Genomic DNA, 22594 nt, shown 5'->3' on the forward strand with positions numbered 1-22594 from the left:
CGTCATGACGCGCATGAAATATCTGGTGGCAGCGGCCACGTTGAGCCTGGCTTTGGTGGGCTGCTCCGGTTCAAATGAACAGGTCCCTGACAATCCGCCGAATGAAATCTATGCGACTGCACAACAAAAGTTGCAGGACGGTAACTGGAAACAGGCGATAACGCAACTGGAAGCGTTGGATAATCGCTATCCATTTGGTCCATATTCGCAGCAGGTACAGTTAGATCTCATCTACGCATACTATAAAAATGCCGACCTGCCGCTGGCTCAGGCAACCATCGATCGTTTCATGCGTCTGAACCCGACTCATCCTAACATCGACTACGTGATGTACATGCGCGGCCTCACCAACATGGCGCTGGACGACAGTGCGCTGCAGGGCTTCTTCGGCGTGGATCGTTCAGACCGTGACCCGCAGCATGCGCGTGATGCCTTCAATGACTTCTCCAAGCTGGTGCGCGGCTATCCGAACAGTCAGTACGTGACCGACGCGACCAAACGTCTGGTGTTCCTGAAAGATCGTCTGGCTAAATATGAATACTCCGTAGCGGAATACTATACCCGTCGTGGCGCATGGGTTGCCGTGGTTAACCGCGTAGAAGGTATGCTGCGTGATTATCCGGATACTCAGGCAACGCGCGACGGCCTGAAGCTGATGGAAAATGCTTACCGTCAGATGCAGATGACCGCTCAGGCTGAAAAAGTGGCGAAAATCATCGCCGCGAACAGCAGCAACACCTGATATTGCCTCAATGCAAAACGGCAGCCCGAAGGCTGCCGTTTTTTTATTCATTTTACCGCGTCGCTGAAGCGCTTAAGCCTCAACACATCCAGTCAACTATGGCCCCAATTTTTGCCTTCGACAAGGTAAATCTCACCTCTTCCTGCCCTGCCTCACAAAAAAGATTCCCTGACAAAAACCGACAAAATAACGTGATCTAAATCACACATTTTGACATTCGGTCGGGTATGCTGGAATCACCAAGACGGAAAGACAAGAGGTAAAATTTATGACAATGAACATTACCAGTAAACAAATGGAAATTACTCCGGCAATCCGCCAGCACGTCGCAGACCGTCTCGCCAAACTGGATAAATGGCAAACTCATTTGATTAATCCACATATCATCCTGTCCAAGGAGCCGCAGGGTTTCATCGCTGACGCAACTATCAATACTCCAAACGGCCATCTGGTCGCCAGCGCAAAACATGAGGATATGTACACAGCAATTAACGATTTGATCAACAAGCTGGAACGGCAGCTCAATAAAGTGCAACACAAAGGTGAAGCCCGTCGCGCCGCAACATCGGTGAAAGACGCCAGCTTCGCGGAAGAAGTTGAAGAAGAGTAATCCTTTAAATTGAGTGTACCGCCAACGCGCCTTCGGGCGCGTTTTTTGTTTTTTATTGACAGGGTGAAAACAGTACGGGTACTTTAACGGTATCAATCACAGGATGACTTTATGAAACTTACGCCGTTCTTCTTCGCATTCTTTTTTACCTTCCCCTGAACGGGAGGCGTTTCGTCGTGTGATAAAGAATGCGAAGACGAACAACAAGGCCTCCCACACCGGGGGGCCTTTTTTATTGATAACGATAAAATGAGACAGGCAACACTATGACACCGGAAAACCCGTTACTGGATCTGCGAGTAAAAATCAGCGCGCTGGATGAGAAACTGCTGGCGCTGCTGGCCGAACGCCGCGCGCTTGCCGTTGAAGTGGGCAAAGCCAAGCTGGACTCCCATCGCCCGGTACGCGATATCGACCGCGAGCGCGATCTGCTGGAACGTCTCATTCAGCTCGGCAAAGCGCATCACCTCGATGCCCACTACATTACCCGGTTGTTCCAGCTCATCATCGAAGACTCCGTTCTCACTCAGCAAGCGCTGCTCCAGCAGCATCTGAATAAAACCAATCCACACTCTGCGCGTATTGCCTTCCTCGGTCCGAAGGGATCTTATTCTCACCTGGCCGCACGTCAGTATGCCGCACGCCATTTCGAAGAATTTATTGAGAGCGGCTGCGCGAAGTTTGCCGACATTTTTAACCAGGTTGAGACCGGCCAGGCGGATTACGCCGTCGTACCGATTGAAAACACCAGCTCCGGCGCCATCAACGACGTCTACGATTTGCTGCAGCACACCAGCCTGTCGCTGGTTGGCGAGCTGACGATCCCAATCGATCACTGCGTGCTGGTCGCCGGCTCAACGGACCTGAGCAAGATCGAAACGGTTTACAGTCATCCACAGCCGTTCCAGCAGTGCAGCCAGTTCCTGAACCGCTATCCGAGCTGGAAAATTGAGTACACCGAAAGCACCTCGGCGGCGATGGAAAAAGTGGCGCAGGCTAACACCCCAACCGTCGCCGCGCTCGGCAGCGAAGCAGGCGGGGCGCTGTATGGTTTACAGGTGCTGGAACGCAACCTGGCGAACCAGACGCAAAATATCACCCGCTTCGTGGTGCTGGCACGCAAGGCAATCAATGTGTCAGACCAGGTGCCGGCCAAAACCACGCTGCTGATGGCGACCGGCCAACAGGCCGGGGCGCTGGTTGAAGCCCTGCTGGTGCTGCGTAACCACAACCTGATCATGACCAGGCTGGAATCACGCCCAATCCACGGTAACCCGTGGGAAGAGATGTTCTACCTCGATATCCAGGCCAACCTGGAATCTGCTTCCATGCAGAAGGCCCTGCGCGAACTGGGCGAGATCACGCGTTCCATGAAGGTGCTGGGCTGCTATCCGAGCGAAAACGTGGTCCCGGTTGACCCGGCTTAACGTTCGATGAACCGGCTTTTCTTCATCCCTGCCACGTTCACCGGCAGGGTAAAGATGGCGCCGGAGAGCGGATACTTCGCCACCTCGTCCGCATCCATATTTTCCCGCGTGGTGGTAATAAACAGCGTTTTCATGTCATCGCCCCCAAAGCAGACCATCGTCGGGCAACGCACCGGCATGCGGTATTCTTCCAGCTGCTCCCCTTGCGGAGAAAAACGCGCAATACGCCAGCCGCCAAACAGCGCGCTCCAGTAGCAGCCTTCCACATCCATGGCCGCGCCGTCCGGTATCCCTTCGCCCTCTTTAAACTGACGAAACACCTCGCGCCTGCCGGGTTCGCCCTTCTCATCAAGCTGCGTTCGGTAAATAACGCCGTTTGGCGTATCTGAAGTAAACATCCATTGATTATCAGGGCTAAACGCTAAGCCGTTGTGGCCGTGAATATCACACTGGATCACTTTCGGCGTCAGGTCGTTGTCGATGCGCATCAGCAGGGCACCGTTATAATCTCCCGGCCCCCAAAACGTGCCCGCGTAGAATCGTCCCAGAGAATCGGTGCCGCCGTCGTTAAAGCGTGCGAGCTGCGGGTTAGAGGGGTTATCGCACACCTTGCGGCGCAGCAGGCCGTGTTTATCGGTCAGCCAGATACCCGTTCGCATCGCAACGATAAAACCACCCTGCTCGCGCAGCGCGAAACAGCCCACCTCCTCATGGAAAGAGAGCACGGTGTGTTCTGCCGTCGGCAGATGGTAGCGGTGGATCTCCCCTTCCAGAATATCGGCCCAGTAGAGCGCGTGCTCTTCTGCGCTCCACGTCGGACACTCAGGCAGATGCCCGGTGTAATTCAACAGCAGCTGCGGTTCGGCCATGACAGTTCCCCAAAATAAAAAAAGCCAGCATTGCTGGCTTTCAGTATATACATCATCGCATTACTGGCGACTGTCATTTGCCTGGCGCAACAGCGTCCGGCTCTCACTCTGGAAACGCTGCGCGTAATCGCCAAACCAGTGCTCGACCTTGCGGAAACTGTCGATAAACGCCTGCTTGTCTCCGTGCTCCAGCAGCGTAATGGCTTCGCCAAAGCGCTGATAGTAGCGCTTGATGAGCGCCAGATTGTTCTCGGAGGACATAATAATGTCCGCGTAAAGCTGCGGATCCTGAGCAAACAGACGCCCGACCATCGCCAGCTCCAGACGATAGATAGGTGAAGAGAGCGCCAGCAGCTGTTCAAGCTGCACGTTCTCTTCCGCCAGATGCAGACCGTAGGCAAACGTCGCAAAGTGGCGCAGCGCCTGAATGAACGCCATGTTCTGATCGTGCTCGACCGCGCTGATGCGGTGCAGTCGCGCGCCCCATACCTGAATCTGTTCCAGGAACCACTGATAGGCTTCCGGCTGACGACCGTCGCAGTAAACCACCACCTGCTTAGCCAGGCTGCCGCTGTCCGGGCCAAACATCGGGTGCAGACCCAGCACCGGGCCCGTATGCGCAGCCAGCATCGCCTGCAGCGGACCATTTTTGACGGAGGCCAAATCCACCAGGATACAATCTTTCGGTAAAGCAGGAAGCTTCCCGATGATCTGCTCCGTCACGTGGATCGGCACGCTGACGATAACCATCCCGGCATCTTTCATGAGTTCCGGAGCATGCGCCCAGTCCTCTTTTTCCAGAATGCGCACCTGATAGCCAGAAAGCGTCAGCATTTTTTCAAACAGACGCCCCATCTGTCCTGCCCCGCCGACAATCACCACCGGCCGCAGGGACGGACAAAGGGTTTTAAAACCCTTGTCGTTTTCGCTGGAATAGGATTCCCGCATCACGCGACGCAGAACATCTTCAATTAAATCCGGCGAAACGCCCAGCGCCTGGGCCTCTTTGCGACGAGAGGCCAGCATTGAGGCTTCGCGCTCCGGGACGTAAATCGGCAGGCCGTATTTGCTTTTCACCTCACCGACTTCGGCAACCAGCGCCATGCGGCGCGCCAGCAGGTCCAGCAGCGCCTTATCCACTTCATCAATTTGATCGCGCAGTGCGGTCAATTCAGCAACCATAACTAACCTCTTAAGCCAGACGCGTCGCCAGCTGGCCTTTCAAATCTTTGTGGATCTCACGCAGCAGCGCATCGGTGGTTTCCCAGCTGATGCAGGCATCCGTCACGGAGACGCCGTGCTTCATTGCACTGCGCGGTTGTTCAGATGATTGATTGCCTTCATGAATATTGCTCTCAATCATCAGACCGATAATCGAACGGTTGCCATCTTTGATCTGTGCGACCACGGATTCCGCAACCGCAGGCTGGCGACGGTAATCTTTATTTGAATTACCATGACTGCAATCTACCATCAGTGCCGGGCGCAGTCCCGCCTGCTCCATCTCTTTTTCACACTGTGCCACGTCCGCCGGGCTGTAGTTAGGTGCTTTCCCGCCGCGCAGGATCACATGGCCGTCCGGGTTACCCTGCGTTTGCAGGAGGCAGACCTGGCCCGCCTGGTTGATACCAACGAAACGGTGCGGCATCGCAGCAGCGCGCATGGCGTTGATCGCCGTCGCCAGGCTGCCATCGGTACCGTTTTTAAAGCCAACCGGCATTGACAGGCCAGACGCCATCTCGCGGTGGGTTTGCGATTCCGTGGTACGCGCGCCAATCGCCGACCAGCTGAACAGATCGCCCAGGTACTGCGGGCTGTTCGGGTCCAGCGCTTCGGTTGCCAGCGGCAGCCCCATGCTGACCAGCTCCACCAGCAGGCGACGCGCAATCTTCAGGCCTGCTTCCACATCAAACGAGCCATCCATGTGCGGATCGTTAATCAACCCTTTCCAGCCGACGGTCGTACGTGGCTTCTCAAAATAGACGCGCATCACCAGATAGAGGCTATCGCTGACCTCCTCCGCTAACGCTTTAAATCGACGAGCATATTCAATGGCGGTTTCAGGATCGTGAATGGAGCAAGGACCGCATACCACCAGCAGGCGCGGATCGCGGCCGGCGATAATGTCAGAAATGGTCTGGCGAGAGTGCTCGATCTGAGCCTCCTGCGCGACGCTCAGCGGAAATTCCGCTTTCAGTTGATCCGGAGTGATTAACACCTGTTCGTCAGTGATATGTACGTTGTTCAGCGCGTCTTTTTGCATGATGGCGATCCTGTAAAGCTCGTTTGCGATAGTTGTATTCCTCAATGAGGTGAAACCACGATACCATAAAAAGTAAACATTTCAATCCAAAATACGTACACATTAGTTTACAGAAGCCAATTTATTGCAAAAATCAGCCGATAAAACCGTAAACTTTAAATTACAGACAGGTTTTCTTTAGCCAGGCTATGCTGAAGAAAAAAGGAGAATGGCTATGCGTTCAATTGCTCTCGCGCTGTTGTCGCTGTTTTTAACGGGCTGTCAGATCAATCCTTACACCTTCCAGCCCGACTGGACCAGCCCATCCTGGTTTGATGCAGGTAAAGAAGACGCCATGAATGGCCTGCCGGTTAAAGATAACCAGGCCCTGGCCGATAGTTTTAACGACACACACGTTGATCGTAGTGAATATCTTCGCGGCTATGCTGATGGTCAGAAGAAAGTCTGCGAAGAAGGGTTTATTCACGCCTGGGGATTAGCAGGCAAATCTTTCCCTGCCAGTTGCGATACAGCCGAAAACGCGGCAAAACTGCGTGCGTCATGGCAGCAAGGGATGGATGAAAGTATGCGCTCCAGCAGACTGAATTAATCTATTTTTATCCACCGGAAAATAAACAACTGTAGGATTTAGCTTAGGTCGGCCTCATGCTATTTCTGACATAATGACGGCCCTGATAAACAATGGTATTCTGCCCGCAACTCTTAAGGACATCTATTTCCAGAGCGATGTGGCGGATTCTGGTGAGAAATTTATTCTTGATCTCTTTTTTCCGACTCACTCTGGTGATAATGCTGTTCCTTATGGTGGGCCCTGCGGCGGCAGGCACGCTTACGGAAACGGATAAATCGGTACGCTCGATTGTCTCAGGCATCGTGAGCTATACGCGATGGCCGTCACTTTCCGGTCAGCCTAAACTCTGCATCTACGCCACTTCGCACTATACGCACGCCCTCAGCGGCGATGAGGGGCATAGCGAGTTACCTTATACTCCCGTTATTGTACGAAACGATCAGGAAGCCCTGGCCGCGACGTGCGATGCGATCTATTTCGGGTCTGAATCACCGGCAAAACAACTTGAATTAATAAGTCAATATCAGGGCAGAGCGTTGCTATTAATCTCAGAGCAAAATCCGGAATGTGTAATTGGCAGTGCCTTTTGCCTGATAATCGATCGCGGCCAGGTACGGTTCGCCGTCAATCTGGATGCATTGACGCGCAGTGGCGTAAGAGTCAATCCGGATGTATTAATGCTTGCACGGAATAAGCAGCATGGATAAAGATTTCACTTCAACGCCACGTCCGACGTTTAAAAGAACGTTGAGGCGAAACAGCATGATAAGCGTCATCATCACGATGACGTTAATATGGCTGCTGCTCTGTTTTGCTTCCGTCGTGACGTTAAAACAATACGCGCAAAAGAATCTCGAATTAACCGGCGCAACAATGAGCCACAGCCTGGAAGCCTCGCTGGTGTTCAACGACTCGCTGGCGGCCAACGAAACGCTGGCTGCGCTGGGCAAACAGGGGCAGTTTGCCGTGGCCGAGGTTATTAACGCGCATAAAAAGCGGTTTGCCTACTGGTCCTGGAACCCGGAGGACAACAACGACACGCTGGGCGCACTGGTCAGCCGCTGGCTTTTCCCCGTACCGGTTGCGCAGCCCATCATGCATAACGGCGCAACGATCGGCGAAATTCGCCTGACCGCGCGTGACAGCCTGATCGGCCATTTCATCTGGATGTCGTTTGCCGTTCTGACCGGCTGCATTCTCTTTGCAACCGTCGTCGCGCTCACCATTACCCAGTCTTTGCACCATGGGATGGTCACGGCCCTGCAAAACATCACCGACGTGGTGCATGACGTTCGCACTAACCGCAACTTCTCCCGCCGGGTGAAAGACGGCCGTATCGAAGAGTTTCACCAGTTTGGTGAGGACTTCAACAGCCTTCTGGATGAGATGGAGGAGTGGCAACTGAAGCTTCAGGCGAAAAATGCCCAGCTGCTGCGTACCGCCATGCACGACCCGCTCACCGGTCTTGCCAACCGCGCTGCGTTTCGTAACAGCATTGCAGCCTTAATGAACGACCCTTCAGCCAAAACAAACTCGGCCCTGCTCTTCCTCGACGGTGATAATTTTAAGTTTATTAACGACACCTGGGGACACGCGGCAGGTGACTGCGTGCTGATAGAAGTCGCCAGCAGGATGATGGAGTTTGGCGACAAACGTCACCAGGCATACCGCCTTGGCGGTGACGAATTCGCTATGGTGCTGTACGGCGTACACTCTGAGCTCGAGGTTCAACACATTTGTGCTGCGCTATCGCAGCAGTTTATCCGTCCGTTTGATCTTCATAACGGACAAAAAGCATCGATGTCACTCAGCATTGGCTTTGCTCTGGCGTGGGAAAATGCTTCCGTGGAAGCATTACTGGAGAGGGCTGACCGCAACATGTATCAGGTGAAAAACCAGCGTACGAAAACAACAAGTTAGAAAGGATACACTATGTTAAAACGTTACTTCGCGCCGATAGTTCTGGCCTCACTGGTTCTGGCAGGCTGTCAGTCGCCCCCGGAAGGCAAATTCACTCCTGAGCAAATTTCGGCGATGAAGTCTTACGGTTTTAACGAACTGAACGGTGACTGGTCACTTGGCATGTCGGACACCATCCTGTTTGATAAAAATGACGCCAGACTGCGCCCGGAAAGTGAAACGCAGATCCAGTCCATGGCCTCTCGCCTGGCGGAAACCGGCCTGAACCACGCGCGAATGGACGGTCACACGGATAACTACGGTGAAGAAAGCTACAACGAAGCGCTGTCGTTAAAACGCGCCAATGCCGTGGCCGATGCCTGGGCGAAGGGGGCAAATATCCCGCGCAGCAATCTCACCACGCGGGGGTTAGGTCAAAAATACCCGGTTGCGAGCAACAGCACTCCGCAAGGGCGCGCTGAAAACCGCCGCGTCGCAGTGGTGATCAGCACGCCATAGGGTTATTTAGCGGATGATTCGGCGAGCGTCACCCTGGTTGCCGCTCGCCAGCGCAGCCAGTCCACCACAACAAACAGCGCCAGACTCACGCCCATGACCGGCAAGGCGAGCCCCAGCAGTATGCTGATTACCACCGTAACGCCTCTTCCCCATCCTGACAGCGCCAGCCAGCTCTGACAAAGCGTCTGCACCGGATCCACGGCCGACTGTGCCGGACGACGCATCCACCACATCCGGTAACCCCAGACGATGAGCACGCACAGGGCGAGGCCGAACGCCACCAACAGCAGCTGATTCACCAGCCCGAATAAGATCCCCATATGGAAATCCACGCCCCAGCGGGTCAGTTTTGCCATTAACGGGAAATCCTCGAATCGGGTTCTGTCAAGGATCTGCATCGTTGAAGGATCAACCGCAACGGCGTCCACCTGGGTCGGCCAGCTGCGATCGATTTCCGTCACGGTCCAGGCGCTATCCGCCGTTTTTGCCGGGCGGATCTCCAGCCTGTTGGCATCAATCCCTGCTTTACGCGCCGCGCTTAATACTCCGTCAAACTGCGTCAGATCCATCGCCATTTCCGGCATCATCATTCCGCCGTGATGGCCCCGGTGTTCGGCGTGCTCATCCACGATCTTCTGTTGACCGGAAAGCATCGTGTTCACCTGCGGGGTAAGCCAGTTCATCTCTGCCCGCAGCTTATCAACGTTCCCGCCAGCCCACTGGGACCAGGTCAGGCCGGTTGCTGAGAACAACAGCATTCCGCCCAGCAGACTCCAGCCCAGCGTCACGTGCATCCGACGACGATTCTGGAAGCGATTATTGATTCGCCGTTTGGGCCGGGTATAAAACCACAGGGCAGCACCGCCCAGCGCGGCAACCCACATCCAGGAGGCTGCAAGCTCGCTGTAGAGCCGCCCCACGTCGCCCAGCATCAAAGAGGTATGCAGATAATCAATGGTCTGACGCAGCGGTAAAATCCCGCTGGTGCCGTATACCGTCATATCTCCCAGCACCGCCAGGCTTACTGGATCAATAAAGATAGCCCGGTTCTCCGATGGGCCAAGCGTCGGATCGGCAAACATCACGCGGGTGGTTTCGCCTTCAGCCTGCCCCGGACGCACGGCGTGCAAATGCAAATCTGAGCCAACGGTTTTTTCCGCCACGGCGATTTGTTCCGCCAGCGGCTGCAACTCGCCTACGGAATTCGTGTGGAGCGCGTGCCGGTAGAGCGCATTCTCCAGCTGCGGGGTCGCCACATACAGCGTACCGGTCAGCGCGGCAAAGAAGATAAACGGACCAACAAAAAGCCCGACGTAGAAATGGAGGCGACGCAGCAGGTTTCCCCATGCCGCGCGCGGAGTGCAGGTAGTCATACTTTTCCTTTTTAAGGCAAAAAGTTATCGATTTAGTTTTAAAGGGAAAAAGCAGACTGCCGCGGCGGCGCGCGGGTATCAGGGTAAAGCCAGGGGAAAAAGTGCCAGTGGCTGACCGCCTGGCGCGGCGGCTTAATGCGAAGCCTCTGTAATACCGCGCTGAGCAGGACGATCAGCGCCAGCATCACGCCAGGGACATGCGCTAACAGCACGCAGTAGCCGCACGCTTCCGCATGGTCGACAGGCATCGTATGCGGCATATCGCCCTGATGCTCGTCCATCGACATCATGCTCATATCATGATGCATGCCCGGCATCGCGCTCATGGGATCTTTCTGCAAGGAGACGGAGATAAGCGGCGCCACCACGATCAGCAGGATCGCAAACAGCGCGGTCAATGCCGCTGCGCGTTTCCGGTTAGGCTGATGCAGTACGTTATCCACGTCCCCTCCATTCAAGAGGCAAGCATTGTAAATGATTTATGACAAAAGGGTTAACGCGAGAGGTGCGCAGGGATAAAAAAAGGGCCAGCCTTTCGGCCAGCCCTTTCTAACAGGATGTCGCTTAAGCGAATCTTAGTTCAGACGCTCTTTAATACGAGCAGACTTACCAGTACGCTCACGCAGGTAGTACAGTTTAGCTTTACGTACAGCACCACGACGTTTAACAGCAATGCTGTCAACTACCGGAGAGTGAGTCTGGAAGACACGCTCAACGCCTTCGCCGTTGGAAATTTTACGAACAGTGAATGCAGAGTGCAGACCGCGGTTACGAATAGCGATAACCACGCCCTCGAATGCCTGCAGACGTTTTTTGGAACCTTCAACAACCCATACTTTCACTTCCACGGTGTCACCTGGACGGAAGGAAGGTACGTCCTGCTTCATCTGCTCTTGTTCAAGTTGCTTAATAATGTTGCTCATAATTTAATCTCTTATCCTGGGTAAACTGATATTCGGGAGCGTATTACGCATTCCCATCATGTTCATGCTGCTGGTGCGCGTGTTCAGTTTTGAACTCGGCCAGCAACTTTGCTTGCTCTTCAGTCAGAGCCAGGTTTTCCAGAAGTTCAGGTCTTCTAAGCCAGGTTCGGCCCAGCGACTGCTTCAAACGCCAGCGACGTATCTCGGCATGGTTTCCAGACAGTAACACCGCCGGTACTTCCATCCCTTCTAACACTTCAGGACGAGTATAGTGTGGACAGTCCAGCAACCCATCGGCAAAGGAATCTTCCGTTGCCGAAGCTTCATGGCCCAGAACCCCCGGAATGAACCGGGCGACGGAGTCAATCAGCGTCATTGCGGGTAACTCACCACCGCTGAGAACGTAATCGCCGATAGACCATTCTTCGTCAATCTCGGTTTGAATTACGCGCTCATCTATTCCTTCGTAGCGCCCACAGACCAGAATCAGCTTTTGATTCGTCGCCAGTTCGCTCACGCCCGCTTGATCAAGCTTGCGTCCCTGAGGTGACAGATAAATCACCTTTGCGCCTTCACCTGCCGCGGCTTTTGCTGTGTGAATGGCGTCCCGTAAGGGTTGCACCATCATTAGCATCCCCGGTCCGCCGCCGTAAGGACGATCGTCCACGGTACGGTGCCGGTCATGAGTAAAGTCACGAGGACTCCAGCTCTGGATGCTCAGCAGGCCATTCTTTACTGCCCGGCCAGTTACCCCGTAATCGGTAATCGCGCGGAACATTTCAGGAAACAGGCTAATTATGCCAATCCACATAGCGCCGTCTTTTACCGTTTATCCGGAGAATTTAAAAACCAGGATCCCAATCTACTTCAATGGTTTGAGTAGTGAGATCGACTTTCTTGATAACCTGTCCATCGAGGAACGGAACCAACCGCTCCTTGATGCCAAATGCATCTTTCAGGTTTGCCTTAATGACGAGAACGTCATTTGACCCGGTTTCCATCATATCGATGACTTTCCCCAGGCTGTAGCCTTCGGTAGTGACTACCTGGCAACCCATAAGGTCTTTCCAGTAGTAGTCGCCCTCTTCCAGCTGTGGCAACTGCGACGAATCCACGACAATTTCACAATTAGTCAGCGCATTCGCGGCATCACGATCGTCAACGCCTTTCAGCTTGATGATGATGTCCTGATTGTGGTGACGCCAGCTTTCCAGCTCGACCTCTTCCCACTTACCGCCTTTCTGGATAAACCAGGGCTGGTAATCAAAAATGCTATCAGCGTCTTCAGTGGAGGAAAACACTCTGAGCCAACCACGGATACCGTAGCAAGAACCCATTTTTCCCAATACGATCGGTTCAACAGGTGCTTTATTGCTCATCATGACCACCGTGACAGATTAAGCTGCTTTGTTTGCTGCTTTGATCAGCGTAGCAACGCGATCGGAAACAGTAGCGCCCTGGCCAACCCAGTGAGCGATACGATCCAGATCCAGACGAGTTTCTTCTTCTGCGCCAGCGGCCAGTGGGTTGAAGAAACCAACGCGCTCGATGAAGCGACCGTTGCGTGCATTACGGCTGTCAGTCACAACAACCTGGTAGAACGGACGCTTTTTAGCGCCGTGACGAGCTAAACGAATAGTTACCATAACATCCTCTTGTGTGAATAAAACAACCGGGCCCCATCGAGGAACGGAGCCCGGGTGTCATATTAAAAGCCCGAAAATTTTACTCATTTTCGGGCAAAAAGCAATCTCAAAAGCGATTAACGCCCTGGAAAACCGGGTGGCATCATGCCTTTCATGCCGCGCATCATCTTCGCCATGCCGCCTTTCTTCATTTTCTTCATCATGCGCTGCATGTCGTCGAACTGTTTAAGAAGACGGTTAACGTCCTGCACCTGCATGCCGCAACCGGCTGCGATACGGCGTTTACGGGAACCTTTGATGATATCCGGGTTAGCGCGCTCTTTCAGCGTCATCGAGTTGATGATCGCCTCCATACGCACCAGCACCTTGTCATCCATCTGCGCTTTCACGTTGTCAGGGATCTGGCCCATGCCCGGCAGTTTGCCCATCAGGCTGGCCATGCCGCCCATGTTTTTCATCTGACGCAGCTGCTCAAGGAAGTCGGTAAGATCGAAACCGTCACCTTTTTTCAGCTTGCTGGCAAGCTTCTCGGCCTGCGCGCGGTCAACTTTGCTCTCGATATCTTCGATCAGCGACAGCACGTCGCCCATGCCGAGGATACGGGAGGCAATACGATCCGGGTGGAACGGCTCGAGCGCTTCAGTTTTCTCGCCCACGCCGAGGAATTTAATCGGCTTACCGGTGATGTGACGAATCGAGAGCGCCGCACCGCCGCGGGCGTCACCGTCCACTTTAGTCAGCACCACGCCGGTTAGCGGCAGCGCTTCGTTAAACGCTTTCGCGGTATTCGCCGCATCCTGACCGGTCATGGCATCGACAACGAACAGGGTCTCTACCGGGTTGATAGAGGCATGCACCTGCTTAATCTCGTCCATCATCGCTTCGTCAACGTGCAGACGACCGGCGGTATCCACCAGCAGCACATCATAGAATTTCAGCTTCGCTTCTTTCAGCGCCGCGTTAACGATGTCGACAGGCTTCTGCGCCACGTCGGACGGGAAGAAATCTACGCCGACCTGCTCGGCCAGGGTTTCCAGCTGTTTGATCGCCGCCGGGCGATAGACGTCCGCAGAAACCACCAGCACTTTCTTCTTGTGCTTTTCACGCAGGAATTTACCCAGCTTACCGACGCTGGTCGTTTTACCCGCACCCTGCAGGCCCGCCATCAGCACCACGGCCGGCGGCTGAGCCGCCAGGTTAAGCACCTGGTTCTCTTCGCCCATCGCCGAAACCAGTTCATTACGAACGATTTTGACGAACTCCTGACCCGGGGTCAGGCTCTTGTTAACTTCATGACCAACCGCCTTCTCTTTAACGCGGTTGATAAAATCACGAACAACCGGCAACGCGACGTCTGCTTCCAGCAGCGCCATGCGCACTTCGCGCAGCGTTTCCTTGATGTTCTCTTCAGTAAGGCGTCCGCGGCCGCTGATGTTGCGCAGCGTGCGCGACAAACGATCGGTTAAATTATCAAACATTGTCTCTCGCCTGAGTAGAAACGTTGGGCCGCCATGGGCGACACATACACAGAATTTTGCCGGAGTATAACATGAAGGCGCCTTTGTTGTTATGCAACGGTTGGAGCAGGCGTCACGTAACGTTATACTGCTTCTCTTTCTTATTAAGACAACTGTCGATGCCTATATGCCTGTTTTCGCACTGATCGCCCTTGTTGCCTACTCTGTCAGCCTCGCGCTGATCGTTCCCGGACTGCTGCAAAAAAACAGCGGCTGGCGGCGCATGGCTATTCTTTCCGCGGTGATCGCACTGATCAGCCACGCGTTTGCGCTGGAATCACGCATCATTCCCGGCGACGGCAGCGTGCAAAACCTGAGCGTCCTCAACGTCGGCTCGCTGGTCAGCCTGATGATCTGTACGGTAATGACCATCGTCGCGTCTAAAAATCGCGGCTGGCTGCTGCTGCCGATTGTCTATACCTTCGCGCTGATCAATCTGGCCCTCGCCACCTTTATGCCTAATGAATTTATTACGCATCTGGAGGCCACCCCGGGGATGCTGGTGCATATCGGCCTGTCGCTCTTTGCTTACGCGACGCTGATCATCGCCGCGCTTTACGCCATGCAGCTCGCCTGGATTGACTATCAGCTGAAAAACAAAAAGCTGGCGTTTAACCATGAGATGCCGCCGCTGATGGTCATTGAGCGTAAGATGTTCCACATCACCCAGGTGGGCGTGGTGCTGCTGACGCTGACGCTCTGCACGGGCCTGTTCTACATGAAGAACCTGTTTAGCGTGGAGAATATCGATAAAGCAGTGCTCTCCATCATCGCGTGGTTTGTCTATATTGTCCTGTTATGGGGCCATTATCATGAAGGCTGGCGCGGTCGTCGCGTGGTCTGGTTCAACGTCGCGGGTGCGGGCATTCTCACCCTTGCCTATTTTGGCAGCCGCTTCATACAGCAATTTGCTGGCTAAGTAACAAAAGGAGTTCCCCCTGGAACACATCTCTACCACCACGCTGATCGTTATCCTGATCGTCATGGTGGTCATCTCCGCCTATTTCTCCGGCTCGGAAACCGGCATGATGACCTTAAACCGCTACCGGTTACGTCATCGTGCTAAACAGGGTAACCGTGCCGCTCGTCGCGTTGAAAAACTGCTTCGCAAGCCGGATCGCCTGATAAGCCTGGTGCTCATCGGCAACAACCTCGTCAACATTCTGGCCTCCGCCCTCGGCACCATCGTTGGGATGCGCCTGTACGGCAACGCCGGGGTGGCGATTGCCACCGGCGTGCTGACGTTCGTGGTGCTGGTGTTTGCCGAAGTGCTGCCGAAAACCATCGCCGCGCTTTACCCGGAGAAAGTCGCCTACCCGAGCAGCTTCCTACTGGCACCGCTGCAGATCCTGATGATGCCCCTGGTCTGGCTGCTGAACATGGTAACGCGCGTACTGATGCGGATGGTGGGAATCAAAGCCGATGTCACCATCAGCAGCGCGCTCAGCAAAGAGGAGCTGCGCACCATCGTGAATGAATCCCGCTCGCAGATCTCCCGGCGCAATCAGGACATGCTCCTGTCGGTGCTGGATCTGGAAAAGGTGAGCGTCAACGACATCATGGTGCCGCGTAACGAAATCGTCGGTATCGACATCAATGACGACTGGAAAGCCATCGTTCGCCAGCTGACGCACTCCCCGCACGGGCGCATTGTCCTCTATCGCGACTCGCTGGATGACGCAATCAGCATGCTGCGCGTGCGCGAAGCCTACCGTCTGATGACCGAGAAAAAAGAGTTCACCAAAGAGGTGATGCTGCGCGCCGCCGACGAGATTTACTACGTGCCGGAAGGTACGCCGCTCAGCACCCAACTGGTGAAATTCCAGCGCAACAAGAAGAAGGTCGGCCTGGTAGTCAATGAGTACGGCGATATTCAGGGGCTGGTGACGGTCGAAGATATTCTGGAAGAGATTGTCGGGGACTTTACTACGTCAATGTCGCCTTCCCTCGCGGAAGAGGTTACCCCGCAAAACGACGGCTCGGTGCTGATTGACGGTAGCGCGAACATTCGCGAACTCAACAAAGCCTTTAACTGGCATTTGCCGGAAGATGAGGCTCGCACGATTAACGGGATGATTCTGGAAGCGCTGGAAGAGATCCCGGCGGCGGGCACGCGGGTGCGCATTGAGCAGTACGATATTGATATCCTGGACGTGCAGGACAATATGATTAAGCAGGTGAAAGTCCTGCCCGTAAAACCCCTGCGCGAAAGTATCGCTGAGTAAGGCTGTAGGCCGGGTAAGGCGAAACCGCCACCCGGCACTACGAATGGCAAATTACGCTTTCGCTTTCGCCACGGTCACCATCGCAGCGCGAATGGTACGGCCGTTCAGGGTGTAACCTTTCTGCATCACGCCCAGCACTTTACCGGCTTCGACCTCTTCGGACTCCACCATTGCAATCGCCTGGTGGACGTTTGGATCCAGCGGTACGTTGGTATCGGCAATCACTTCCACGCCAAACTTACGCACCACGTCGAGCATGGATTTCAGCGTCAGTTCGATACCTTCGATCATCGCCGCGTTGTCCGGATTCGCTTTGTCAGCCACTTCCAGCGCGCGATCGAGGCTATCAATAACCGGCAGCAGTTCGTTGACGAATTTCTCCAGCGCAAATTTATGCGCCTTCTCAACGTCCTGCTCGGTACGACGACGCAGGTTTTCCATTTCCGCCTTGATGCGCAGAACACCATCGCGTTCGCGATTCTGTGCTTCTACCAGCTGGGCTTCCAGATTCGCAATTTTTTCATCGCGCGGGTCCACCTGCTCAGCAGATGCGTCTGGCTCTACAGCCTCAACTTCATCGTGCTGTTCCGTGATAATTTCTTCAGGGGCTTGCCCCTCAGGCGTTTTCTGTTCTTTACTACTCATGAATTTCTCCGCGTTTTTCTGCATTCATCTCGCTAACTTCGCTTATTATGGGGATCAGTTTCCGGGATTCAAGGGAACAAGACAGATTGTCATCATTCATCAGGCACAAGGACCTCCAGAAAATGAATAATCATTTCAGGTGTATTGGGATCGTCGGGCATCCGCGTCACCCTACCGCACTAACGACACATGAAATGTTGTATCGCTGGTTGTGTAGCAAAGGCTATGAAGTGATGGTCGAGCAGCAGATTGCGCAGGAGCTTCAGCTGAAGAGCGTCAAAACCGGCACGCTGGCGGAAATTGGCCAACAGGCCGATCTCGCCGTGGTGGTGGGCGGCGACGGCAATATGCTCGGCGCGGCCCGCACGCTGGCGCGTTATGACATTAAGGTCATCGGCATCAACCGTGGCAATCTCGGCTTTTTAACCGACCTCGACCCGGACAATGCGCAGCAGCAGCTGGCTGACGTGCTGGAAGGGCACTATATCAGCGAAAAACGCTTTTTACTGGAAGCACAGGTGTGCCAGCAGGACTGTCAGAAGCGCATCAGCACCGCAATTAACGAGGTGGTTCTTCACCCCGGAAAAGTGGCGCACATGATTGAATTCGAAGTTTACATCGACGAAATCTTTGCTTTCTCCCAGCGTTCCGACGGGCTGATTATCTCCACCCCGACAGGCTCAACCGCCTACTCGCTTTCTGCCGGCGGCCCGATCCTGACGCCCTCGCTGGATGCCATTACCCTGGTGCCGATGTTCCCGCACACGCTCTCCGCCCGCCCGCTGGTCATCAACGGCGACAGCACGATACGTCTGCGCTTCTCGCACCGCCGTAACGACCTGGAGATCAGCTGCGACAGCCAGATAGCGCTGCCGATCCAGGAAGGTGAAGATGTCCTTATTCGTCGGTGTGATTACCATCTGAATCTGATTCACCCGAAAGATTACAGCTATTTCAACACATTAAGCTCGAAGCTTGGCTGGTCAAAAAAATTGTTCTGATTTTGCATCCAGTACTTTACTGTATAAAAAACCAGTTTATACTGTATGAAAACACAGTTATGGTTTTTCATACAGGAAAACAATTATGCTGGCACAACTGACCATCAGCAACTTTGCCATTGTTCGTGAGCTTGAGATCGATTTCCACAGCGGCATGACGGCGATCACCGGGGAAACCGGTGCAGGTAAATCCATTGCCATTGATGCCCTCGGCTTGTGCCTTGGTGGCCGCGCAGAGGGCGACATGGTGCGCATGGGCGCAAACCGTGCCGACCTGTGCGCCCGTTTCTCCCTGAAAGACACCCCTGCCGCCCAGCGCTGGCTGGAACAGAACCAGCTTGAAGATGGACGTGAGTGTTTACTTCGCCGCGTGATCAGCAGCGACGGTCGTTCACGTGGCTTTATCAACGGTACGGCGGTTCCGCTCTCCCAGCTTCGCGAACTCGGCCAGCTGCTTATCCAGATCCACGGTCAGCACGCGCACCAGCAACTCGTCAAACCTGAACAGCAGAAAGCGCTACTGGATGGCTATGCGGGTGAGTACGCGCTTACTCAGCTTATGGCGGAGCACTATCGCCAGTGGCATCAGAGCTGCCGTGAACTTGCCCAGCACCAGCAGCAAAGCCAGGAGCGCGCCGCGCGTGCGGAGCTGCTGGCGTACCAGCTTAAAGAGCTCAACGAATTCAACCCGCAGCCGGGTGAGTTTGAGCAAATCGACGAAGAGTACAAACGTCTGGCGAACAGCGGCCACCTGCTCTCAACCAGCCAGAATGCGCTCAACCTGCTGGCGGACAGCGAAGACGTGAACCTGCAAAGCCAGCTGTATAACGTCCGCCAGCTCATTACCGAACTGGTTGGCATGGACAGCAAGCTTTCTGGCGTCCTGGATATGCTGGAAGAAGCGGCCATTCAGATCTCCGAAGCCAGTGACGAACTGCGCCACTACTGTGAACGTCTGGATCTCGACCCGAACCGTCTGTTTGAGCTGGAGCAGCGCATTTCCCGTCAAATTTCACTGGCGCGCAAGCACCACGTCACGCCGGAAGAGCTGCCAGGATTCTATCAGTCTCTGCTGGAAGAACAGCAGCAGCTTGACGATCAGGCTGACTCGCAGGAAACCCTCTCTCTCGCGGTGAACCTGCATCATGAACAGGCGCTGGCGACAGCGCAAAAGCTGCATGAAATCCGTCAGCATTACGCCCAGGAGCTAAGCCAGCACATCACCGACAGCATGCACACGCTGGCGATGCCGCACGGTATCTTCACCATTGATGTCCGCTTTGAAGAGAACCACCTGACGGCAGAAGGTGCGGACCGCATCGAGTTCCGCGTCACCACCAACCCGGGGCAGCCGCTGCAGGCTATCTCCAAAGTGGCCTCCGGTGGTGAACTTTCGCGTATTGCGCTGGCGATTCAGGTGATTACCGCGCGTAAAATGGAAACCCCGGCGCTGATTTTCGATGAAGTGGATGTCGGCATCAGCGGCCCAACGGCGGCGGTGGTGGGCAAACTGCTGCGCCAGCTAGGCGAATCAACGCAGGTGATGTGTGTCACCCACCTGCCGCAGGTCGCGGGCTGTGGCCATCATCACTTTATCGTCAGCAAAGAAACCGACGGTGAAATGACCGAAACGCACATGAAGCCGCTGGATAAACGTGCGCGTCTGCAGGAGCTTGCTCGCCTGCTCGGCGGCAGCGAAGTCACCCGCAATACGCTCGCGAACGCGAAAGAACTGCTGGCGGCATAAACTTTTTCGGGATCTCAGGGTCATACAGAACAACAAAAACGCCGCCAGACCGGTTTCAAAGTGGGGCAAGGTCTATTATCATCGGCATATTACATATGAGCCGCGTTCTGCTCGGGCCCGAAAAGGAATCAAATCACTATGCGTTGTAAAATGCTGACCGCTGCCGCAGCGGTTCTTCTGATGTTGACCGCAGGCTGTTCCACTCTGGAGAAAGTGGTTTACCGTCCTGACATCAACCAGGGGAACTACCTTACCCCTAACGATGTGTCTAAAATCCGTGTGGGGATGACACAACAGCAGGTCGCTTATGCACTGGGAACCCCGATGATGTCCGATCCGTTCGGCACTAACACCTGGTTCTATGTATTCCGTCAGAAGCCGGGCCACGAAGATGCGACCCAGCAGACCCTGACGCTGACCTTCAGCAGCGCCGGTGTGTTGACCAACATCGACAACAAGCCTGCCCTGACCAAGTAATCAGAACTCAGAAATGCAAAAAGGTGCTCATTGAGCACCTTTTTTGTTCTTCTTTTATCCCCTCGCCCCTTTTGGGAGAGGGTCAGGGTGAGGGGAAAACACGCTACTTACCCGATTTCTCCGCACGCTGACGTCGCAGCTCTTTCGGGTCAGCAATCAGCGGGCGATAAATCTCAACCCGGTCGCCCTCTTTCAGCACATCACCCAGCTTCACCGGACGGCTATAAATCCCGACCTTATTTTTCGCCAGGTCGATATCGCTGCGAAGTTCGAGGATGCCGGACGCGCGGATAGCCGCCTCAACGGTTGCACCCTCTTCCAGCGTCACGCGCTGCAGATACTGCTTCTCCGGTAGCGCATACACTACTTCTACAGCAATCTTATGCGACACTGTAAACCTCTTTGGCGCGGGTGGTGAACGCCTGAACCATATTCGAGGCCAGCTCTTTAAAGATGCGGCCAAACGCCAGCTCAATCAGCTTATTGGTAAATTCAAAGTCCAGCTGGAACTCGATGCGACAGGCGTCAGCGCTCAACGGCGTAAACTTCCAGCCCCCCATCAGGGTTTTAAACGGACCATCCACCAGATGCATCAAAATACTCTGATTGCTGGTCAGCGTATTGCGGGTGGTGAACGTCTTGCTGATCCCCGCTTTGGAGACATCCACCGCCGCAGTCATCTGCGTCGGGCCGGACTCCAGAACGCGGCTCCCGGTGCACCCCGGAATAAATTCTGGATAAGACTGAACGTCGTTCACTAACTGATACATTTGTTCCGCGCTGTAAGGCACGAGCGCAGTACGGCTAATCTGAGGCATAGCATTTCCCATGGTCACACAACGGACAAATAATAACATTTATCACCTGTTAAAAAAACGCTAAGCCTCATCTCGTGCTAAGATAGCGCGTTAGACCTCACAGGACGCAATGAGGTGACTTTTTGAAATCAGATTACCGACGGCTTTACGACACTTATGACGAAGAAAAAAGCACATAAACCAGGCTCGGCGACCATTGCGCTCAACAAGCGTGCTCGCCACGAGTATTTCATTGAAGAAGAATTCGAAGCTGGCCTTGCGTTGCAGGGCTGGGAAGTAAAATCGCTGCGCGCCGGGAAAGCCAACATCGGCGATAGCTACGTGATCCTGAAAGATGGCGAAGCCTTCCTGTTCGGCGCGAACTTTACGCCGCTGACCGTCGCCTCCTCACACTACGTGTGTGACCCAACGCGCACCCGCAAGCTGCTGCTGAACAAGCGTGAGCTGGAATCCCTCTACGGACGCATCAACCGTGAAGGTTTCACGGTGGTAGCCCTTTCGCTGTACTGGAAAAACGCATGGTGCAAAGTGAAAGTTGGCGTCGCGAAGGGTAAAAAACAGCACGACAAACGTACTGACCTGAAAGAGCGCGAGTGGCAGCTTGATAAAGCGCGCATCATGAAAAACGCAGGACGTTGATTCTGCACACTTATTGTACTATTCAATAAGTTAGCGTTCCGGGCTGGTATCCAGGAAGTGAAATCTGGTATACTTAATTCAACACTATTGGGGCTGATTCTGGATTCGACGGGATTTGCGAAACCCAAGGTGCATGCCGAGGGGCGGTTTGCCTCGTTAAAAGCCGCAAAAAAATAGTCGCAAACGACGAAAACTACGCTTTAGCAGCTTAATAACCTGCTCTGAGCCCTCTCTCCCTAGCTTCCGCTCTTAAGACGGGGATCAAAGAGAGGTCAAACCCAAAAGAGATCGCGTGGAAGCCCTGCCTGGGGTTGAAGCGTTAAAACTAATCAGGCTAGTTCGTTAGTGGCGTGTCTGTCCGCAGCTGGCGTGCGAATGTAAAGACAAACTAAGCATGTAGTACCGAGGATGTAGAAATTTCGGACGCGGGTTCAACTCCCGCCAGCTCCACCACTTTTGATAGGACTGCAACCGGACAGCGGCAATAAAAACAGCCACTTACGGACACTGACCAGACAGAGCGCAGACCGAGAAAAGACAAAAAAATGCACGTAAAATGCACGTGCACTTTAAAAGAACCCCAGATCTCACGGTCTGGGGTTTTTCTATTTGTAACTAAGGGTAACAAAAACACTTCCCTTCCTCGCGCTGCCCTCACCTTGACACTGTTTATTTTTACAGTA

The 22594-nt window shown here is 54.3% G+C and carries 27 protein-coding genes, 1 other RNA gene and 1 other annotated feature; of the genes, 15 read left to right on the plus strand and 13 right to left on the minus strand.

What is annotated here, in order from left to right; all coding sequences use genetic code 11:
* The first annotated feature begins 4 nt into the window (after positions 1–4).
* The 4 genes from bamD (at position 5) to pheA (ending at position 2779) form a co-directional block, all read left to right on the plus strand.
* Positions 5–742 (plus strand): outer membrane protein assembly factor BamD, encoded by a 738-nt coding sequence (bamD, locus tag HB664_RS20255; RefSeq protein WP_023308867.1) that lies wholly within the window; start codon positions 5–7, stop codon positions 740–742.
* Positions 743–1010: 268 nt separating this feature from the next.
* A complete protein-coding gene (gene raiA / locus HB664_RS20260; protein ID WP_003863162.1) occupies positions 1011–1352 on the plus strand; it encodes a ribosome-associated translation inhibitor RaiA in 342 nt (113 codons plus the stop codon).
* A 110-nt stretch (positions 1353–1462) separates the two neighbouring features.
* Positions 1463–1588: a sequence feature (Phe leader region), on the plus strand.
* On the plus strand, positions 1464–1511 hold the full coding sequence (gene pheL, locus HB664_RS20265) for a pheA operon leader peptide PheL (protein WP_100249759.1): 48 nt from the start codon (positions 1464–1466) through the stop codon (positions 1509–1511). It overlaps the preceding feature by 48 nt.
* A gap of 30 nt (positions 1589–1618) precedes the next feature.
* Positions 1619–2779, plus strand: a complete 1161-nt coding sequence (pheA, locus tag HB664_RS20270; RefSeq protein WP_069303190.1) for a bifunctional chorismate mutase/prephenate dehydratase — start codon at positions 1619–1621, stop codon at positions 2777–2779.
* Here the strand turns inward: pheA and HB664_RS20275 are convergent.
* From HB664_RS20275 to aroF, 3 genes are read right to left on the minus strand one after another with little or no spacing between them, the layout of a single operon-like run.
* Positions 2776–3648 (minus strand): SMP-30/gluconolactonase/LRE family protein, encoded by an 873-nt coding sequence (locus HB664_RS20275; RefSeq protein ID WP_219940108.1) that lies wholly within the window; start codon positions 3646–3648, stop codon positions 2776–2778. The two genes, pheA and HB664_RS20275, sit on opposite strands and share 4 nt — an antisense overlap.
* Before the next feature lie 60 nt (positions 3649–3708).
* Complete coding sequence (gene tyrA / locus HB664_RS20280; protein ID WP_033146250.1) at positions 3709–4830, minus strand: bifunctional chorismate mutase/prephenate dehydrogenase; 1122 nt, start codon at positions 4828–4830, stop codon at positions 3709–3711.
* A gap of 10 nt (positions 4831–4840) precedes the next feature.
* On the minus strand, positions 4841–5911 hold the full coding sequence (gene aroF, locus HB664_RS20285; RefSeq protein WP_033146251.1) for a 3-deoxy-7-phosphoheptulonate synthase AroF: 1071 nt from the start codon (positions 5909–5911) through the stop codon (positions 4841–4843).
* A gap of 214 nt (positions 5912–6125) precedes the next feature.
* Between aroF and HB664_RS20290 the strand changes: the two genes are divergently transcribed.
* The 4 genes from HB664_RS20290 (at position 6126) to HB664_RS20305 (ending at position 8900) form a co-directional block, all read left to right on the plus strand.
* Positions 6126–6500 carry a DUF2799 domain-containing protein gene (locus HB664_RS20290; protein ID WP_023308872.1) on the plus strand — a complete coding sequence of 125 codons (375 nt, stop codon included), beginning with the start codon at positions 6126–6128 and terminating at the stop codon, positions 6498–6500.
* A 152-nt stretch (positions 6501–6652) separates the two neighbouring features.
* A complete protein-coding gene (locus tag HB664_RS20295; RefSeq protein ID WP_219940109.1) occupies positions 6653–7189 on the plus strand; it encodes a YfiR family protein in 537 nt (178 codons plus the stop codon).
* Positions 7182–8402, plus strand: a complete 1221-nt coding sequence (gene dgcN, locus HB664_RS20300; RefSeq protein ID WP_029741024.1) for a diguanylate cyclase DgcN — start codon at positions 7182–7184, stop codon at positions 8400–8402. The genes HB664_RS20295 and dgcN overlap by 8 nt, the downstream gene beginning before the upstream one ends.
* Positions 8403–8414: 12 nt before the next feature.
* Complete coding sequence (locus tag HB664_RS20305) at positions 8415–8900, plus strand: OmpA family protein (protein WP_029741023.1); 486 nt, start codon at positions 8415–8417, stop codon at positions 8898–8900.
* 2 nt (positions 8901–8902) lie between these two features.
* Here HB664_RS20305 and HB664_RS20310 read toward each other — a convergent pair whose 3' ends face one another.
* The 7 genes from HB664_RS20310 to ffh all read right to left on the minus strand — a co-directional run bounded on the left by HB664_RS20310 (position 8903) and on the right by ffh (position 14320).
* A complete protein-coding gene (locus tag HB664_RS20310; protein ID WP_219940110.1) occupies positions 8903–10273 on the minus strand; it encodes a PepSY domain-containing protein in 1371 nt (456 codons plus the stop codon).
* 38 nt (positions 10274–10311) lie between these two features.
* Positions 10312–10716 (minus strand): DUF2946 domain-containing protein, encoded by a 405-nt coding sequence (locus HB664_RS20315; protein WP_094935668.1) that lies wholly within the window; start codon positions 10714–10716, stop codon positions 10312–10314.
* Between the two features lie 132 nt (positions 10717–10848).
* Entirely contained in the window at positions 10849–11196 is a 348-nt protein-coding gene (gene rplS, locus HB664_RS20320) for a 50S ribosomal protein L19 (protein ID WP_002914145.1), read from the minus strand.
* A gap of 43 nt (positions 11197–11239) precedes the next feature.
* Complete coding sequence (gene trmD / locus HB664_RS20325; protein WP_014832949.1) at positions 11240–12007, minus strand: tRNA (guanosine(37)-N1)-methyltransferase TrmD; 768 nt, start codon at positions 12005–12007, stop codon at positions 11240–11242.
* 31 nt (positions 12008–12038) lie between these two features.
* Positions 12039–12578, minus strand: coding sequence for a ribosome maturation factor RimM (gene rimM / locus HB664_RS20330; protein WP_029741020.1), 540 nt, complete (start codon positions 12576–12578; stop codon positions 12039–12041).
* Positions 12579–12593: 15 nt separating this feature from the next.
* Positions 12594–12842: a 30S ribosomal protein S16 gene (gene rpsP / locus HB664_RS20335; protein ID WP_003863133.1), complete on the minus strand. Its 249-nt coding sequence runs from the start codon at positions 12840–12842 to the stop codon at positions 12594–12596.
* Between the two features lie 116 nt (positions 12843–12958).
* Positions 12959–14320, minus strand: coding sequence for a signal recognition particle protein (gene ffh / locus HB664_RS20340; RefSeq protein WP_014884878.1), 1362 nt, complete (start codon positions 14318–14320; stop codon positions 12959–12961).
* A gap of 166 nt (positions 14321–14486) precedes the next feature.
* On the opposite strand from ffh, the gene HB664_RS20345 reads away from it, so the two are divergent.
* Together HB664_RS20345 and HB664_RS20350 are read left to right on the plus strand one after the other, a co-directional pair.
* Positions 14487–15278 (plus strand): inner membrane protein YpjD, encoded by a 792-nt coding sequence (locus tag HB664_RS20345; RefSeq protein ID WP_014884879.1) that lies wholly within the window; start codon positions 14487–14489, stop codon positions 15276–15278.
* Positions 15279–15297: 19 nt separating this feature from the next.
* A complete protein-coding gene (locus HB664_RS20350) occupies positions 15298–16584 on the plus strand; it encodes an HlyC/CorC family transporter (protein WP_025759264.1) in 1287 nt (428 codons plus the stop codon).
* A 51-nt stretch (positions 16585–16635) separates the two neighbouring features.
* Here HB664_RS20350 and grpE read toward each other — a convergent pair whose 3' ends face one another.
* Positions 16636–17229 carry a nucleotide exchange factor GrpE gene (gene grpE / locus HB664_RS20355; RefSeq protein ID WP_023333122.1) on the minus strand — a complete coding sequence of 198 codons (594 nt, stop codon included), beginning with the start codon at positions 17227–17229 and terminating at the stop codon, positions 16636–16638.
* Between the two features lie 122 nt (positions 17230–17351).
* On the opposite strand from grpE, the gene nadK reads away from it, so the two are divergent.
* The 3 genes from nadK to bamE all read left to right on the plus strand — a co-directional run bounded on the left by nadK (position 17352) and on the right by bamE (position 20454).
* A complete protein-coding gene (gene nadK / locus HB664_RS20360; RefSeq protein WP_008502500.1) occupies positions 17352–18230 on the plus strand; it encodes an NAD(+) kinase in 879 nt (292 codons plus the stop codon).
* Between the two features lie 85 nt (positions 18231–18315).
* Positions 18316–19977 (plus strand): DNA repair protein RecN, encoded by a 1662-nt coding sequence (gene recN / locus HB664_RS20365; RefSeq protein ID WP_219940111.1) that lies wholly within the window; start codon positions 18316–18318, stop codon positions 19975–19977.
* Positions 19978–20115: 138 nt separating this feature from the next.
* Entirely contained in the window at positions 20116–20454 is a 339-nt protein-coding gene (gene bamE, locus HB664_RS20370; RefSeq protein ID WP_008502502.1) for an outer membrane protein assembly factor BamE, read from the plus strand.
* Between the two features lie 103 nt (positions 20455–20557).
* Here bamE and HB664_RS20375 read toward each other — a convergent pair whose 3' ends face one another.
* Positions 20558–20845: an RnfH family protein gene (locus HB664_RS20375; RefSeq protein ID WP_025759268.1), complete on the minus strand. Its 288-nt coding sequence runs from the start codon at positions 20843–20845 to the stop codon at positions 20558–20560.
* Positions 20835–21272 carry a type II toxin-antitoxin system RatA family toxin gene (locus HB664_RS20380; protein WP_024908332.1) on the minus strand — a complete coding sequence of 146 codons (438 nt, stop codon included), beginning with the start codon at positions 21270–21272 and terminating at the stop codon, positions 20835–20837. Before HB664_RS20380 ends, HB664_RS20375 begins: the two co-directional genes overlap by 11 nt.
* A 156-nt stretch (positions 21273–21428) precedes the next feature.
* Between HB664_RS20380 and smpB the strand changes: the two genes are divergently transcribed.
* Together smpB and ssrA are read left to right on the plus strand one after the other, a co-directional pair.
* The gene (smpB, locus tag HB664_RS20385) at positions 21429–21911 is read left to right on the plus strand and encodes an SsrA-binding protein SmpB (RefSeq protein WP_008502505.1); all 483 of its coding nucleotides are present in this window, start codon (positions 21429–21431) and stop codon (positions 21909–21911) included.
* A gap of 89 nt (positions 21912–22000) precedes the next feature.
* Positions 22001–22364: a transfer-messenger RNA gene (gene ssrA / locus HB664_RS20390) on the plus strand.
* Positions 22365–22594: the final 230 nt, after the last annotated feature.

This window comes from Enterobacter sp. DNB-S2 (genome assembly GCF_019443845.1).
In the GTDB taxonomy this organism is placed as follows: Bacteria; Pseudomonadota; Gammaproteobacteria; order Enterobacterales; family Enterobacteriaceae; genus Enterobacter; species Enterobacter asburiae_B.